Raw genomic sequence first — 15,359 nt, forward strand, 5'->3', positions numbered from 1 at the left:
TTGCGGGGGGGCGGTGGCTCTCCGATGGCTCGCTTCGGACGGAGCCGCGGCAGCGCGGGGGTATGGCGCATCGCGCGGTTCCGCGTCCTGCTCCAACGCGCGAGCGCGGCACATCCATGTGCCGCTTGCGCCGCGCCGGGAATGAACGAGGGCGCTGGCGACGTTTGACGCGTCGCCACGCGCCAGCTGCCTCACCGCATCGCACTGCGACCTGTTGCCGGAGGGCGGTGGCTCTACGATGGCCGTCTTCGGGTGCTCTGCGGTCGTGGCTCCGTTCTCTTCTCCCCCTCTCCCGGTGGCAGAGGGGCTTTGCCCGGGCGGGCGCGGACGGGTATTCCCGGGTGCGTATCCGGCCCTGTCCGGGCTACGCGCGGCGCACCGCGATAAACTCGGCGGGTACCCCCGCAGACGCCCCACGACCATGACCATCACCCCGCAGGAAGCCCTGCAGCGCACCATCGAACACCGCGAGATCTTCCACGACGAGATGGTCGGGCTGATGCGCCAGATCATGCGTGGCGACGTCTCGCCGGTGATGGCGGCGGCGATCCTGACCGGCCTGCGGGTGAAGAAGGAAACGGTGGGCGAGATCGCCGGCGCGGCGCAGGTGATGCGCGAGTTCTCGCGCACGGTCGACGTGGCCGACCGCAGCCGCCTGGTCGACATCGTCGGCACCGGCGGTGACGGCTCGCACACTTTCAACATCTCCACCTGCTCGATGTTCGTGGTCGCCGCGGCCGGCGCGCGGGTGGCCAAGCACGGCAACCGCAGCGTGTCGTCGAAGTCCGGCAGCGCGGACGTGCTGGAGGCGCTGGGCGCGGCCATCGAGCTGCAGCCGGAACAGGTCGCCGAGTCGATCGCGCGCACCGGCATCGGCTTCATGTTCGCGCCGATCCACCATCCGGCGATGAAGGTGGTCGCGCCGGTGCGCCGCGAGATGGGCGTGCGCACGATCTTCAACATCCTCGGGCCGCTGACCAATCCGGCCGGCGCGCCGAACATCCTGATGGGCGTTTTCCATCCCGACCTGGTCGGCATCCAGGCGCGCGTGCTGCAGGAACTGGGCGCGGAGAGGGCGCTGGTGGTGTGGGGCCGCGACGGCATGGACGAGATCTCGCTCGGCGCGGCGACGATGGTCGGCGAGCTGCGCGACGGCCAGGTGCGCGAATACGAGATCCATCCGGAAGATTTCGGCATTGCCATGTCCGCCAGCCGCAACCTCAAGGTGGCCGACGCGGCGCAGTCGCGGGGCATGCTGCTGGGGGTGCTCGACGGCGCGCCCGGCCCGGCGCGCGAGATCGTGGTGCTCAACGCCGCCGCGGCGCTGTACGTGGCCGGGGTGGCGGACAGCATCGCCGACGGCATCGGCCTGGCCCGCGAAGCGCTGGACAGCGGTGCGGCGCGGCAGGCGCTGGACCGCTACGTGGCGGCCACCCGCGAACTGGCCGCGGCGGTGCCGGCGTCGTGAACGGCGGCTTCGCCCGGCTTCCGGCGCCGCCGTACTACGCGGTGGTGTTCAGTTCGCAGCGCAACGCCGCGGACCCGGCGGAGTACGCCGTCGCCGCGGAACGCATGCTCGAACTGGCGCAGCGGCAGCCCGGCTACCTGGGCGTCGAGTCGGTGCGCGGCGCCGATGGTTTCGGCATCACCGTGTCTTACTGGCAGAGCGAGGCGGCGATCGCCGCCTGGCGCGCGCAGGCCGAGCACGCCGAGATCCGCCGGCATGGCCGCCGCCACTGGTACACGCACTACGAACTGCGGGTGGGCCGGATCGAGCGCGTCTCCGGCTATGCGGCCGGCCGCGACGCCCCCGGTTCGGCCGACTGAGCCGCCACGCCGGCGCGCGCGGCAGGCGCCGCGGGGCCGCCCGGCCCGTCGCCGGCTCGTGCGAGAATGCCGGTCCGCCGTGTTTCCTGGACCCGCGCCCCACCGATGAGCGACATCCTCCAGACCATCCTCGCCCGCAAGGGCGAAGAGATCGCCGAACGCCGCGCGCGCCTGCCGCTGGCCGACGTGGTCGCGCGCGCGCGCGACGCCGGCCCGGTGCGCGGGTTCGCCGCCGCCCTGCAGGCGGCAATCGACCACGGCGACCCCGCGGTGATCGCCGAGGTGAAGCGCGCCAGTCCGTCCAAGGGCCTGATCCGTGCGGATTTCCGCCCGGCCGACATCGCGGTGGGCTACGAGTTCGGCGGCGCGTCCTGCCTGTCGGTGCTGACCGACGTCGATTTCTTCCAGGGTTCGGACGCGTACCTGCAGGAGGCGCGTGGCGCCTGCACCCTGCCGGTGCTGCGCAAGGACTTCACCATCGATCCCTACCAGGTGCACGAAGCGCGCATGCTCGGTGCCGACTGCATCCTGCTGATCGTCTCGGCGCTGGGCGACGAGCAGCTGGCCGACCTGTCGGGCCTGGCCCTGGAGCTGGGCATGGACGTGCTGGTGGAGGTCCACGACATCGACGAACTGGAGCGTGCGATCCAGGTGCCGGTGCCGCTGGTCGGCATCAACAACCGCAACCTGCGCACCTTCGAGGTCTCGCTCGACGTGACCCTCGGGATGAAGGACGCGGTCCCGCGCGACCGCCTGCTGGTCACCGAGAGCGGGATCCTGGAGCACGCCGACGTGGCGCGGATGCGCGCGGCAGGCGTCAACGCCTTCCTGGTGGGCGAAACCTTCATGCGCGCCGAGGAGCCGGGCGAGGCGCTGCGCCAGCTGTTCTTCGACGCATGAGCAGTGGACCATACCCGACGCCGCGCGACGACGCGCCCCTGGTGGTCTTCGATTTCGACCACACGCTGTACGACGGCGATTCCGGCAGCCATCTGTTCGCCTGGATGATCCGCCGCAACCCGCTGCGGGTGCTGGCCGCGCTGCTGGCCACGCCGATCCTGGGGCCGATGGTGGCGTTCCTGCCGACCCGGCGCTGGGGCATTTCCGGCTACGTGTGGATCGGCAGCTTCGGCGTGCACCGGGTGCGCGAGTTCGACCGGGTGATCGACCGCTACGTGGCCACGCACCGCGAGGAGATCGCCGGGCGCCTGCTGCCGGTGGCGCTGGAGGTGTTCGCGGCGCACCGTGCGCGCGGGGACCGGGTCGTGGTGGCCACCGGCGCGCCGCCGGAGCTGGCCAAGGCGATCCTCGGCTTCGTCGCCCACGAGGACGTGCCGGTGGTGGGCACGGCGGTCGGCCCGCGGCTGGGTGCGGTGGTGGCCACCCGCCACTGCCACAACGAGGAAAAGATGCGCATGCTGCGCGAGCGCGGCTACGGCGACATCGAGGTGGCCTACTCCGATTCCAGCGCCGACCTGCCGCTGCTGAAGGCGGCGCGCCGCCCGGTGGTGGTCAATCCCAAGCACAACCGGGTGGAGTTCTTCCGCCGCGTGCTGCCGGCGGGCACGCCGATCCTCAACTGGGGCTGCCGCGACCGCGGCGGCGATCCGGTGGCGGCCGCCTGACCGGCGTATCGATGCGAGCGGAGCCGGCCCGTCGGGCCGGCGCACCACGGCCTGCGGCGCCGTCCGGGCGCCGGGCATGGCTTCGCGGATCTTGCCCGCCGGGCCTCGCCGGCCCCTCCCTGTTGCAGGGCCGGCGTGCTCGTGGGACCCCTCAACGGGTCCCGTAGAGGACGATGGTCTTGCCGCGGGCGTGAAGCTGGCCGTCGGCCTGCAGCTTCTTCAGGACGCGGCCGGCCATCTCGCGCGAGCAGCCGACCAGGCGGGCCAGTTCCTGGCGCGAGACGCGCATCTGCGTGCCCTGCGGGTGGCTCATCGCCTCCGGTTCCTTGGCCAGGTCGTGCAGGGTGCGCACGATGCGGTCGGTGACGTCGAGGAAGGCCAGGCGGCTGGCCTTGCGGCTGGTGGTCAGCAGGCGGCGGGAGAGCTGCACGCCGATCGAGTAGAGCAGGCGCGGGGCGTCGCCGGCCAGCGGGCCCAGCATCAACTGTTGCAGGCGGTCGTAGCTGATCTCGGCCAGCTCGCAGGCACTGCGCGTGCGCAGGATCACCTCGCGGCTGTCGGACTCGATGAACAGGCCCATTTCGCCGACGAACTCGCCCTGTCCGTAGTAGCCCAGGACCAGTTCGCGCCCGTCTTCTTCCTCGGCAATGATGCTGACCGAGCCGTTGACGACGTAATAAAGCGTGCCAGCCGGGTCGCCGGGACGGAACACGTCGGTCCGGTTCGGGTAACGGCGGCGCTGGCAATGGGCCAGGAAGCGCTCGACGGCGGCCTGGTCCAGCGACAGGGGGCTGCTGGTGAAGCGCAGGACGGGGCTCACGGCAGGATTTTCCTAGGGGTGACGGGGGAAAATGACGGCCGAAGATAGCCCGCTCGGACCCCGTGGGCAAATCCTTCACGTACTCTTCACGCCCTGCATATCACCCCGGGCCGGTTTGGCCCATAATGGCGCGTTTTCCACCCCCAGAGGCATGACCGCCGTGGTCAAACCCCTGCCGCGCCTGAGGCTGCAAGGCTTCAACAACCTCACCAAGGCGCTCAGCTTCAACATCTATGACGTCTGCTACGCGGTCTCCGAGGACGAGCGCCAGCGCTACATCGAGTACATCGATGAGGCCTACAACGCCGACCGCCTGACCCAGATCCTGACCGACGTGGCCCGGATCATCGGCGCCAACATCCTGAACGTGGCCCGCCAGGACTACGACCCGCAGGGCGCGTCGGTGACCATCCTCATCTCCGAGGAGCCGGTGATCGACAAGAAGCAGGCGGGCAAGGAGGTCATCTCCGACGCCGTCGTGGCGCACATGGACAAGAGCCACATCACCGTCCATACCTACCCGGAGACGCATCCGCAGAACGGCATCGCGACGTTCCGCGCGGACATCGACGTGGCCACCTGCGGCGTGATCTCGCCGCTGAAGGCGCTGAACTACCTGATCGAGAGCTTCGAGTCCGACATCGTGGTGATGGACTACCGCGTGCGCGGCTTCACCCGCGACATCAAGGGCAAGAAGCACTACATCGACCACAAGATCAACTCGATCCAGGACTTCCTGGCGAAGAACATCCGTTCGCGCTACGAGATGATCGACGTGAACGTGTACCAGGAAAACATCTTCCACACGAAGATGCACCTGAAGGAGTTCGACCTCGACACCTACCTGTTCGAGGAGAAGGCCCGCAACCTCTCGTTCAAGGAACGCATGCGCATCGAAGCGCTGCTCAAGCGCGAGATCGAGGAGCTGTTCCACGGCCGCAACCTGGTCGAGTGACGGTTACGCGCGGTTGCGCAGGCGCCGGTCATACTGGCGCCGGCTGAGAAAACCAGGCGGGACGACCCGCCCGCGGCACCGCCGCGAACGCAGGACCGACGGCGGTCCGGAACCATGTTCCGGGCCGCTTTCGCTTTTTGTGGCCTGGAGCACAGAAGGAGAAACGCGATGCCCTGGATCTACCTGGTGCTGGCCGGCCTGCTGGAAGTGGTCTGGGCGGTCGGCCTGAAATACTCCGAAGGCTTCACCCGCCTGGTGCCCAGCGTGGTCACCGGCGTGGCGATGCTCGCCAGCTTCTGGCTGCTGGCCATCGCGTTGAAGACGATCCCGCTGGGCACCGGCTACGCGGTCTGGGTCGGCATCGGCGCGGTCGGCACCGCGCTGCTGGGCATGGTCGTGTTCCGCGAACCGGCCACCGTCGCCCGCCTGCTGTGCATCGGCCTGATCGTCGCCGGCATCGTCGGCCTCAAGCTGACGACGCGGTAGGCGCTTCCTCCTCTCCCCCCGGGAGGGGGGCGGGTGAGGGTCGGCACCCTGCCAGGTCCCGGATCGGGAAGGTACGAAACGGCTGACCTTCCCATCCTTCCGGTCCTCGGCGGACAGCCTGGCCACAGCCAAGCAACAGCAACAGCAACGGCGTTGGGGGCGCGGGCTTCGGACGGAGCCGCGGCAGGCGGGGGTATGGCGCATCGCGCGGTTCCGCGTCCGCGCCAGGAATGCGCCAGGGCGCCGGTGATGTCCGGCGCGTCGCCACGCGCCAGCAGTCTCACCGCTCGTACTGCGTTCGCGACCGCGGCACATCCATGTGCCGCTTACGCCGCGCCGGGAATGAGCTCGGGCGCTGGCCACGCATGGCGCGTCGCCACGCGCCGGCCTTCCAACCGCATCGTCCAGCCACATGCTTCTGCACACCCCCGCGCTACCGCGTCTTCGGGGGCGTTCCGGTCGTGGCTTCGTTCCTGCCTCCCCTCTTCCTCCGGGAGAGGGCCATGACGCGGTGCGCTTTTCTGTAGAGCGGGGCCTGCCCCGCTGCCTTTCACCGACGTTGGGGCATCCGGCGTGGGAGTCGGGCAAGCCCGACTCTACAGGGCGGCGCCGCGACTGGCGGGGTGACGGGCTCTTCGCGGCGTCGATAGAAGCCACGCCCTGGACGTGTCGAAGGACGTCGTCCCAAGGGGGGTCTGGCGCAAGCAGGCCATGGAGGGCCTGCGGTCGCGCGTTGGAGCCAGGGATGGCGGAACCGCGCGATGCGCCAGCCCCCCTTGGGGCGGCGGCCCCGGCCGGAGCCCGCGCGCTGGACGCTTTGCCTTTGCCTTCGGCTTTAACTCTGGATTGGCTCGGGCTCGGGCTTTGGCTTGAACGGAGGCGGTGCCGCCGGCTTCCGCCTCAGATCCGGTACGCCACCAGCTTCATGAACTTCGACGCCAGCGCCATCGCCTGCGGGATCGGTGGCGGCAGGACACGGGCGCCGGCGTGTTCGGCGTTGTCGGCGTGGCGGGCCTCGTCCTCCTTCATCACCCGGATGATCTGGCGGCTGCGCTGGTCGGCGGCCGGCAGGGATTCCAGGTGCTCGTCGAGATGGGCCTCGACCTGGCGCTCGGTCTCGACCACGAAGCCGAGGTTCCAGCCGTCGCCGCGCAGCCCGGCCAGCGAGCCGATCGCATAGCTGCCCGCATACCACAGCGGGTTGAACAGGCTCGGGCGGCTGTCCAGCTCGCGCAGGCGCTGCGCACACCAGGCCAGGTGGTCGGTCTCCTCCTGTGCCGCCTCGAGCAGGTGCTGGCGCGTGGCCGGGTCGCGCGCGACTGCGGCCTGGCCGAAGTACAGGCCCTGGGCGCAGACCTCGCCGACATGGTTGATCCGCATCAGCCCCGCCGCATGGCGGCGCGCCGGGACCGGCAGCACCGGATCGGCCGCGTCGGCCGGGCAGGGGCGGCCGGCCGGCGGGTCGCCCAGGGTGGTTTCCAGGGCGCGTTGCGCCTCGACCAGGACATGGTCCAGCGCGGACAGGTGGCGGACGGCGGCAGGCATGGCAAGGCTCCAGGGGCCGCCCGGGAAGTCGCGGGCGGCCCCCGGATTGTCGGCCGCGGCGGCCCGGACTGCCAACCCGGCGGTGCCCGCCGTGGGATACTGCCGGGCTGCCTCAGCCGTGGACTTGCACGCGACCCGCCACCGGGCTATCATTCCGCTTCTTTGCGGCACCCTTCACAACGCGAGGCAAAGTTCCCGTCCGGGCAATCCGGGTCTGGAATCCGCCCGACCAACGACCCGAGTTCCCATGAAGACCTTCATCGCCAAGTCCGAGGCCGTCCAGCGCGACTGGTATCTCGTCGACGCCTCCGGCAAGACCCTCGGCCGCCTGGCCGCCGAGCTTGCCCACCGCCTCCGCGGCAAGCACAAGCCGACCTACACCCCTCACGTTGACACCGGCGACTACCTCGTCGTGATCAATGCCGAGAAGATCACGGTCACCGGCAAGAAGCTGCAGGACAAGATGTACCATCGCTTCACCGGCTACATCGGCAACCTGAAGAGCGAGACCCTGGCCCAGGCGCTGGAGCGCCACCCGGAGCGCGTGATCGAGATCGCGGTCAAGGGCATGCTGCCGAAGGGTCCGCTGGGCCGTGCGATGTACCGCAAGCTCAAGGTCTACTCCGGTTCCGAACACCCGCACGCGGCCCAGCAGCCGCAGCCGCTGGACATCTAAGGCACAACGATGGCTACCACTCAGAACTACGGCACCGGCCGTCGCAAGTCTTCCACCGCCCGCGTGTTCCTGCGCAAGGGTTCGGGCAACATCACCGTCAACGGCCGTCCGCTGGACGAGTTCTTCGGCCGTGAGACCGCGCGCATGATCGTGCGCCAGCCGCTCGAGCTGACCCAGTCGACCGACAAGTTCGACGTCGTCGTCACCGCCACCGGCGGCGGCACCACCGGCCAGGCCGGTGCGATCCGCCTGGGCATCGCCCGAGCGCTGGTCGAGTATGACGAGTCGCTGAAGTCCGACCTGCGCAAGGCCGGCTTCATGACCCGCGACGCCCGCGAGGTCGAGCGCAAGAAGGTCGGCCTGCACAAGGCCCGCCGCGCCACCCAGTTCTCCAAGCGCTGATGCGCCTGGTGGGTCGCCTCTGCGGAGGCGGCCCGGGGGAAACGGATATCCGTATCCGTTTCCTTCAGCGGATGGCGTGCAAACGTCTTCCGGTGGTTTTATAATCTGCAGCCTACAGCCCCGTCGCCAAGCGGTAAGGCACCTGACTCTGACTCAGGCATTCGGTGGTTCGAATCCATCCGGGGCTGCCATATTCGAAAAGCCCGGCCGAAAGGCCGGGCTTTTTCTTTGCCCCGGTTCTTGCGGCGGTGAAGGCGTGGCAAGCGTGACGTGCTTGGCATGTCTCTTGCGGCGCCTGTTCATATTCCGTCGCAAGCTGCCCAGATGTCCTTCTCCACCTCGCCCGGTGACTCCGGGGGCAACCGTTTCGTCCGCTTCACCTGCGCCATGCGCGTGCTGGGCACCTGGACCAGCCTGATGGGAGTGATGGCGTCGCTGCATGCGCAGGGCGCGAACGCGCTGTGGTGGCCGCTGGCGGCGCTGACGGGCATCGGCTGGCCGCTGCTGGCCTGGCGCATCTCGTCCAACAGCTCGCGGCCGGTGGAAGCGGAGTTCGGCAACCTGGTGATGGACTCGGTGGTCGCCGGGTTCTGGATCGCCATCATCCGCTTCGACCTGCTGCCGACGGTGCTGCTGGTGTCGGTGATGAGCATGGACCGCACCGTCGCCGGCGGCTGGCCGCTGGCGGGCCGTTCGCTGGCGGCGATGGTCGCGACCAGCCTGGTCACCGCGGCGCTGAACGGCTTCGCCTTCGAGCCGCGCACCCAGTTCAGCACCATGCTCTGGTGCATGCCGTTCCTGGTCCTGTACCTGCTGGCGATCGGCATCACCGCGCGCTCCTTCGCCGACAAGGTGCGGGCGCAGAAGCGCATGCTCGAGCAGGTGGTGCGGGTCGACGCCGAGACCGGCCTGGCCAGCCGCCAGCAGTGGCTGGCGCTGGTCGCCGAGCAGATGCGTCGCTTCCACCACTACGGGGCGGTGTCCTCGCTGCTGATGATCGACGTCGACGAGTTCAAGCGGATCAACGACAGCCAGGGCCACCTGGCTGGCGACCAGGTCCTGCGCCGGGTCTCGGCCCTGCTGCACGAAGGCCTGCGCAGCACCGACGTGGCCGGCCGCTACGGCGGCGACGAATTCGGCGTGCTGCTGCCGGGCATCCACCGCGCGGCCGCGCTGGAAGTGGCCGAGCGACTGCGCCAGCGGGTGGCCGGCCAGGTCATGGCCGCGGGCGTGCCGGTGACGCTGAGCATCGGCGTGGCCGAACTGCGCGCCGGGATGAAGGACATCGAGGACTGGACCGGCGCGGCCGACGAGGCGCTGTACCGCGCCAAGGCCGCCGGCCGCAACCAGGTGTGCATCGGCGAGGATGTGGTGCCCACCCCGGTCGCAGGCTGACGCGCTGCGTCAGTCGCTCAGGCGCCGCGCGGGACGCAGCCCAGCGCCGCCAGCACCCCGTGCAGGGCCGGCACCTGCATCAGCCAGGGCGCCGACAGGGTCAGCAGGCCGGCGCCGAGTACCACGCCCCCGAGCGCCAGCCGCCAGCGTGGGCGCTGCAGCCAGCCGTGCATGCGCGTACCCGACCAGGTCAACGGCACCATCATCGGCAGGGTGCCCAGGCCGAAGGCCGCCATCACCGCGGCGCCGCCACCGGCGCTGGCCTGCAGCCAGGCCACGGTGAGCAGGCCCAGGCTCAGTCCGCACGGCATCCAGCCCCACAGCGCGCCCAGCGCGATCCGTCGCCACGGCGTGGTCGCCGGTAGCAGGTGCCGGTGCAGCGGCTGCAGCCAGCGCCAGGCGCGCATGCCGGGCCTGGCCAGCAGGTCCAGGCGGCCGCCGCGGTCGAGCAGGCGCAGGGCGACCAGCACCAGGGCCAGGCCGGCGGCCATGCGCAGGCCGGTGGCCAACCCGTCGATGCGCAGCACGCGCAGCAGGCCGCCGCCGAAGCCGCCGGCGACGGCGCCGGCCAGCACGTAGCCGCCGACGCGGCCGAGGTTGGCCTGCCAGGCCACGCGCAGCGGCCGGCCCGGCGCCATCGCCGGGAAGCTGGCGGCGATGCCGCCGCACATCACCGCGCAGTGCACCCCGCCGAGCAGGCCGGCGAGGGCGGCGGCCAGCAGCGTGGGCAGGTCGACCGGCATCTCAGGCGTCAGGCTCCGGTGGCGCGGGTGGGGCCGGCTTTGCCGGTGGCGGGGCGGGGCGGTCGTTGTCCTCGAGGATGTCGAGGGCGGGGGTGTCGAGGTCGTCGAACTGGCCGCGCTTGACCGCCCAGACGAAGGCGGCCACCGCCACCCCCAGCAGTACCAGGCTCAACGGGACCAGCATCAGCAGGATGTTCATGGCACGGCCTCCGCGGTCATGGTGGCCCTGGCGCGCGCGGCGGGCGCCGCGCTCCGCGCCAGGCGCAGGGCGTTGAGGGTGACCAGCAGCGAGGACGCGGCCATGCCCAGCGCCGCCAGCCACGGCGTCACCAGGCCGGCGGCGGCCAGCGGCAGGGCCAGCAGGTTGTAGGCCGTGGCCCAGGCCAGGTTCTGCCGGATCACGCGGTGGGTGCGCCGGGCCAGCGCCACGGCGGCAGGGATGCGTTCCAGGCTGTTGCCGGTGGTGACCAGGTCGGCGGCGCGGTGCGCCAGCGAGGCGCCTTCGCCGAGGGCGACGGAGACGTCGGCGCCGGCCAGCACCGGGGCGTCGTTGAGGCCGTCGCCGACCATCGCCACGATCCGGCCTTCGCCCTGCAGGCGCTTGACCAGGGCGAGCTTGTCCTCGGGCGACTGGCGGGCGTGGGCCTGGCCGATGTCCAGGGCCGCGGCCATGCGCCGCACCGCGGCCTCGCCGTCGCCGCTGGCCAGGTGCGGGCGCAGGCCGAGCGCGCGCAGCGAGTGCAGCGCGGCGGCCGCGTCGGCGCGCGGGCGCTCCTCGAGGGTGAAGCGGGCCGCGGCCCGGGTGCCGTCGCCCAGCCACAGCGCGCCGTCGTCCTCGCGCCCGGCGGCGAAGTCGGCGCGACCCAGCCGCCAGCGGCGGCCTTCGACCTCGCCTTCGATGCCGTGGCCCGGCACCGCGGCGACCTGCGTCGCCGCCAGCGGCTGCGGGTCGTCGTCGGGGGCGAAGGCGGCGGCCAGCGGATGCCCGCTGTCGCGCTCCAGCGCGGCGGCAATACGCAGGGCCTGTTCGCGCTCGAAGCCGAAGGTGTCCACCGCGGCCAGTGCCGGGCGATGGTCGCTGAGGGTGCCGGTCTTGTCGAAGACGATGTCGGTGGCGCGGGCCAGCGTGTCCAGCGCGTCCGGGCGCAGCGCCAGCAGGCCGGTCTTCGCCAGCGCGCCGTGCGCGGCGGCCAGCGCCGCCGGCACCGACAGCGACAGCGCGCAGGGGCAGCTGATCACCAGCAGGGCCAGGGTCACTTCCAGCGCGCGCGAAGGTTCGTGGTGCCACCACCAGGCGAACACCAGGACGGTCACCGGCAGCAGGCCGAGCACGAAGCGGCTGCCGATGCGGTCGGCGGTGCGCGCCAGCGCCGGACGGTGTTCCTGCGCCTCTTCCACCAGACGCGCCAGCTGCGAGATGCGCGTCGCCGGGCCGGTGCAGGACACCTGCAGCCGCGCCGGGCGTTCCCGGCACACGGTGCCGGCGTAGACCGGGTCGCCGGCGCGCTTGTGCACCGGCTTCGATTCGCCGGTCAGCAGCGCTTCCTCGAACCAGGCCTCGTCGTCGAGCAGGATGCCGTCGGCCGGCACCGCGTCGCCGGCGGAAACGCGGGCCACGTCGCCGGCCTGCAGCGAGGCCAGCGGCACGGTCTCGCGGCTGCCGTCGGCCAGTTCGCGGGTGGCGAACGCCGGCCGGGCGCGCGCCAGCGCGTCGACCTGGGCACTGGCCACGGCGCGGGCGCGCTGCTCGAGCATGCGCGCGGCCAGCAGCAGGAACACGAACATCACCGCCGCGTCGTACCAGACGTGGACGCCGCCACGGATGGTCTCCAACAGGCTGGCGAAGTACGCCAGCAGGGTGGAGCCGGCGATCAGCACGTCCATGCCCAGGCGGCGGCTGCGCAGTTCGCGCCACGCGCCGGCGAGGAACGGCCAGCCGGAATAGAACACCACCGGCGTGCACAGCAGGAAGGTCAGCCAGCGGAAGAAGTCGCGGGTGGCCGCCGGCATGGTGCTGTTGAAGTCCAGGTACAGCGCCTCGGCGAACATCATCGCCTGCAGCGTGCCCAGCCCGGCGATGCCCAGGCGCAGCACCCAGCGCCGGCGTTCGCGGGTGCGCTCGCGTTCCATCGCCTCGCTGCCGGCCAGGTAGGGCCGGTAGCCGAGCATGGCCAGGCGCCGCAGCGGCGCCGACAGCGCGGTGCGCGCCGGATCCCAGGCGATGCGGATGCGGCCGGTGACGGCGTTGGCGCCGCAGTCGAGCACGCCCGGCTCGCGGCGCAGGGCGCGGTCGATCAGCCAGGCGCAGGCGGCACAGCGCATGCCGTCGGTGAGCAGGGTGATCTCGCGGCCGCCCTCGACCGGGCGGCTGTGCTCGGCCTGGACGTCGGCGCGGTCCCACACCGCCAGGTCGGGCAGGTCGTCGCCGACCCGGGTGCCGCCGGCGCTGCGCAGGCGGTAGTAGCCATCCAGTTCGGCGCCGGCAATCCATTCGGCGGCGGCGGCGCAGCCGTCACAGCAGAACGGGCGCGGCCGGCCTTCGAACTCGCGCACCACCGGGCGGGCGGACAGCGCCTCGCCGCAGTGGTGGCAGGTGCCGCTGGCCACCGGCGCGTCCTGCATGGCCAGTTCCGCCGGCATCGCGGTCAGCCGCCTCCGCCGATCAGCGGGGCCAGGCGCGCGGCGTGCTGCTGGCGGACGAGTCGCCCGTGCAGGCGCCAGCTGCCGTCGGCGGCGTGCAGCTGCACGACCCAGTCATGCCCGGATTCGACCGGCTGCTCGAGGCGCCAGCCCGGGCCTTGCGGCGCCAGTTCCAGCTGGATGTCCTCGGCCTTGCGGGTCGGATGCTGCAGGAACAGCTGCAGCGGCTGGTCGCGCGGGAACTCGCCGGTCGCCGGCAGCACCTCGACGATGCCGTCCTCCACGCGCAGCACCGCGCTGAGGCCGAGCTTCTTCGCCTGGGCGTCGGGGCTCAGGTCGGTGGTCTGGATCTGGGCGACGCGGCGCACCGGGTCGTTGACCGTGTCGGCGCCGCCGGAGCGGTTGGCGATCACCACCAGGCCGACGCCGGCGACGATCGACAGCAGCGGCAGCCCGATCACCAGCCACAGGGCCGCGTTGCGCCAGCCGGGCTGCCTGGCTTCGGGGGGAGGGGTCTGTTCGGGACGGTTCATGGGCTGGGTCCGAAGAAGCTGCTGTCGACGACGCGGCGATCGCGGCCGTCCTCGCTCTCGACGACGAAACGGATCTCGCGGCGGCCGCCGGCGCCCTCGCTGGCGGTGATGGTCAGCGCGACCGGCAGCACCTGCTCGGGGCCGGCCTCGACCACCACCGGGCCGGGCAGCGACAGGCCGGCACCGGCCGGTTCGAGGGTGATGCGGAAGCTGCGGGTTTCCTGGCTCTTGTTGATCAGCTTGAGCGTGTAGTCGTTGGCCACGCCGGCGGCGGTCTCGCGGTAGAGCGCGTTGCGGTCGCGCAGGACCTCGGCGATCAGTTCGCTGCGGTGGGCCACGCCCCACGCCCAGGCGCCGCACAGCGCCAGCAGCAGGAAGCCGTAGACGAAGATGCGCGGGCGCAGCACGCGGGTCGGCTTGCCGTCGATCGCGTTCTGCGTCGAATAGCGGATCAGGCCGCGCGGGTAGCCCATCTTGCCCATGACCTCGTCGCAGGCGTCGATGCAGGCGCCGCAGGCGATGCACTCGTACTGCAGGCCGTTGCGGATGTCGATGCCGGTCGGGCAGACCTGCACGCAGATCGTGCAGTCGATGCAGTCGCCCAGCTCCTCGTAGGAGAACTTCGGCAGCGGCTCGGGTTTGTCGCCGACGCCGCCGAGGGTGATCGTGCCGTGCGCCTGCAGGCGGTTGTCGGCGGCGGTCGGGTGGGCGCTGGCGCGGAACACGTAGTCGTACGCGGTCTTCGGGTCGAGCAGGCCGCGGGCGCGCTCCAGCACGCTGCCGAGGCCGCGCTTGCGCGGGCCGCGCGGCTCGCCGCGCATCGGGTCGTAGGCGATCAGCAGCGTGTTGCGGTCGAACATCGCGCTCTGGAAGCGCGCGTACGGACACATGTACTTGCACACCTGCTCGCGCAGGAAACCGGCGTTGCCCCAGGTGGCGAAGGCGTAGAAGAACACCCAGAAGGTCTCCCACCCGCCCCATTCGAACGGCACGATGCGCGAGGCCAGGTCGGTGATCGGGGTGAAGAAGCCGACGAAGGTGAAGCCGGTCCACAGCGCGAACACCGCCCACAGGAAGTGCTTGGCGCCCTTGCGCAGGATCTTCTCGCGGCCCCACGGCGCGGCGTCGAGCTTCATGCGCCTGGAACGGTCGCCCTCGGTCCAGCGCTCGATCCACAGGAACACCTCGGTCCACACCGTCTGCGGGCAGGCGTAGCCGCACCACAGGCGCCCGGCCAGCGCGGTGAAGAAGAACAGCGACAGCGCGGCGATGATCAGCAACAGTGCCAGGAACAGGAAGTCCTGCGGCCAGAAGGCCAGGCCGAACACGTAGAACTTGCGCGCCGGCAGGTCGAACAGCACCGCCTGGCGGCCGTCCCAGCGCAGCCACGGGAACACGTAGAACATGCCCAGCAGCCAGACCACCGCGGCCACGCGCAGGCGGTTGAAGCGGCCCGACACGTCGCGCGGATAGATCTTGCGCTCGCTGACGTAGAAGGAGTTGCCCTGGTCGTCGACCACGTCCAGGGGAATGCGTTTGCTCATGGCTGCCGTCCTGGCGTCGATGCGCCGGCGCGATGCGTCGACGGACCGGTAGGGATGGGGTGGCTTGCGTTCATGTCCGGGATTGGCCGCGTGCGCGACCCGGAAGCCGGGTTCCGGCTTCCGTGCCTGACCAGTATCCGCAAACCGGGGGGGCGCGCCAGACGACAA

General features: G+C 71.3%; 16 protein-coding genes and 1 tRNA gene. 10 read left to right on the forward strand and 7 right to left on the reverse strand.

Translation table 11 applies throughout. The features are described from left to right. Positions 1 to 421: 421 nt before the first annotated feature. From trpD to PSEJ35_RS0104685, 4 genes are all read left to right on the forward strand, one after another. Complete coding sequence (trpD, locus tag PSEJ35_RS0104670) at positions 422 to 1,468, forward strand: anthranilate phosphoribosyltransferase (protein WP_028916787.1); 1,047 nt, start codon at positions 422 to 424, stop codon at positions 1,466 to 1,468. Then, a complete protein-coding gene (locus PSEJ35_RS0104675) occupies positions 1,465 to 1,827 on the forward strand; it encodes an antibiotic biosynthesis monooxygenase (RefSeq protein WP_028916788.1) in 363 nt (120 codons plus the stop codon). The genes trpD and PSEJ35_RS0104675 overlap by 4 nt, the downstream gene beginning before the upstream one ends. 105 nt (positions 1,828 to 1,932) lie before the next feature. Beyond that, positions 1,933 to 2,727 carry an indole-3-glycerol phosphate synthase TrpC gene (gene trpC, locus PSEJ35_RS0104680; protein ID WP_028916789.1) on the forward strand — a complete coding sequence of 265 codons (795 nt, stop codon included), beginning with the start codon at positions 1,933 to 1,935 and terminating at the stop codon, positions 2,725 to 2,727. After that, a complete protein-coding gene (locus PSEJ35_RS0104685) occupies positions 2,724 to 3,452 on the forward strand; it encodes a haloacid dehalogenase-like hydrolase (protein ID WP_028916790.1) in 729 nt (242 codons plus the stop codon). Before trpC ends, PSEJ35_RS0104685 begins: the two co-directional genes overlap by 4 nt. Before the next feature lie 151 nt (positions 3,453 to 3,603). Here PSEJ35_RS0104685 and crp read toward each other — a convergent pair whose 3' ends face one another. Then, entirely contained in the window at positions 3,604 to 4,272 is a 669-nt protein-coding gene (gene crp, locus PSEJ35_RS0104690) for a cAMP-activated global transcriptional regulator CRP (RefSeq protein ID WP_024870476.1), read from the reverse strand. Positions 4,273 to 4,432: 160 nt separating this feature from the next. On the opposite strand from crp, the gene speD reads away from it, so the two are divergent. Together speD and sugE are read left to right on the forward strand one after the other, a co-directional pair. Then, positions 4,433 to 5,227, forward strand: a complete 795-nt coding sequence (gene speD, locus PSEJ35_RS0104695) for an adenosylmethionine decarboxylase (RefSeq protein WP_024870477.1) — start codon at positions 4,433 to 4,435, stop codon at positions 5,225 to 5,227. Positions 5,228 to 5,395: 168 nt separating this feature from the next. After that, positions 5,396 to 5,713 carry a quaternary ammonium compound efflux SMR transporter SugE gene (gene sugE / locus PSEJ35_RS0104700; protein ID WP_028916791.1) on the forward strand — a complete coding sequence of 106 codons (318 nt, stop codon included), beginning with the start codon at positions 5,396 to 5,398 and terminating at the stop codon, positions 5,711 to 5,713. 900 nt (positions 5,714 to 6,613) lie between these two features. Here sugE and coq7 read toward each other — a convergent pair. Next, entirely contained in the window at positions 6,614 to 7,258 is a 645-nt protein-coding gene (gene coq7, locus PSEJ35_RS0104705) for a 2-polyprenyl-3-methyl-6-methoxy-1,4-benzoquinone monooxygenase (RefSeq protein WP_028916792.1), read from the reverse strand. A gap of 247 nt (positions 7,259 to 7,505) precedes the next feature. On the opposite strand from coq7, the gene rplM reads away from it, so the two are divergent. The 4 genes from rplM (at position 7,506) to PSEJ35_RS0104725 (ending at position 9,731) form a co-directional block, all read left to right on the forward strand. Further along, on the forward strand, positions 7,506 to 7,934 hold the full coding sequence (gene rplM / locus PSEJ35_RS0104710; RefSeq protein ID WP_028916793.1) for a 50S ribosomal protein L13: 429 nt from the start codon (positions 7,506 to 7,508) through the stop codon (positions 7,932 to 7,934). A gap of 9 nt (positions 7,935 to 7,943) precedes the next feature. Then, positions 7,944 to 8,336, forward strand: a complete 393-nt coding sequence (gene rpsI / locus PSEJ35_RS0104715; RefSeq protein WP_024867475.1) for a 30S ribosomal protein S9 — start codon at positions 7,944 to 7,946, stop codon at positions 8,334 to 8,336. 116 nt (positions 8,337 to 8,452) lie between these two features. Further along, positions 8,453 to 8,527 (forward strand) — tRNA-Gln (locus PSEJ35_RS0104720). Between the two features lie 133 nt (positions 8,528 to 8,660). After that, positions 8,661 to 9,731 carry a sensor domain-containing diguanylate cyclase gene (locus PSEJ35_RS0104725; RefSeq protein WP_156924729.1) on the forward strand — a complete coding sequence of 357 codons (1,071 nt, stop codon included), beginning with the start codon at positions 8,661 to 8,663 and terminating at the stop codon, positions 9,729 to 9,731. A gap of 17 nt (positions 9,732 to 9,748) precedes the next feature. On the opposite strand, the gene PSEJ35_RS0104730 is transcribed toward PSEJ35_RS0104725, so the two are convergent. The 5 genes from PSEJ35_RS0104730 to PSEJ35_RS0104750 are packed head-to-tail and all read right to left on the reverse strand — an operon-like array spanning position 9,749 to position 15,191. Continuing rightward, on the reverse strand, positions 9,749 to 10,474 hold the full coding sequence (locus PSEJ35_RS0104730) for a sulfite exporter TauE/SafE family protein (RefSeq protein WP_028916795.1): 726 nt from the start codon (positions 10,472 to 10,474) through the stop codon (positions 9,749 to 9,751). A gap of 1 nt (position 10,475) precedes the next feature. Next, positions 10,476 to 10,673 (reverse strand): cbb3-type cytochrome oxidase assembly protein CcoS, encoded by a 198-nt coding sequence (gene ccoS / locus PSEJ35_RS0104735; RefSeq protein WP_028916796.1) that lies wholly within the window; start codon positions 10,671 to 10,673, stop codon positions 10,476 to 10,478. Beyond that, entirely contained in the window at positions 10,670 to 13,096 is a 2,427-nt protein-coding gene (locus PSEJ35_RS0104740) for a heavy metal translocating P-type ATPase (RefSeq protein WP_232207578.1), read from the reverse strand. The genes ccoS and PSEJ35_RS0104740 overlap by 4 nt, the downstream gene beginning before the upstream one ends. A 23-nt stretch (positions 13,097 to 13,119) precedes the next feature. Then, complete coding sequence (locus tag PSEJ35_RS0104745; protein WP_028916798.1) at positions 13,120 to 13,647, reverse strand: FixH family protein; 528 nt, start codon at positions 13,645 to 13,647, stop codon at positions 13,120 to 13,122. Continuing rightward, the gene (locus PSEJ35_RS0104750) at positions 13,644 to 15,191 is read right to left on the reverse strand and encodes a 4Fe-4S dicluster domain-containing protein (protein WP_028916799.1); all 1,548 of its coding nucleotides are present in this window, start codon (positions 15,189 to 15,191) and stop codon (positions 13,644 to 13,646) included. The genes PSEJ35_RS0104745 and PSEJ35_RS0104750 overlap by 4 nt, the downstream gene beginning before the upstream one ends. Between the last annotated feature and the right edge of the window lie 168 nt (positions 15,192 to 15,359).

It is taken from the genome of Pseudoxanthomonas sp. J35 (assembly GCF_000513995.1).
GTDB lineage: Bacteria > Pseudomonadota > Gammaproteobacteria > Xanthomonadales > Xanthomonadaceae > Pseudoxanthomonas.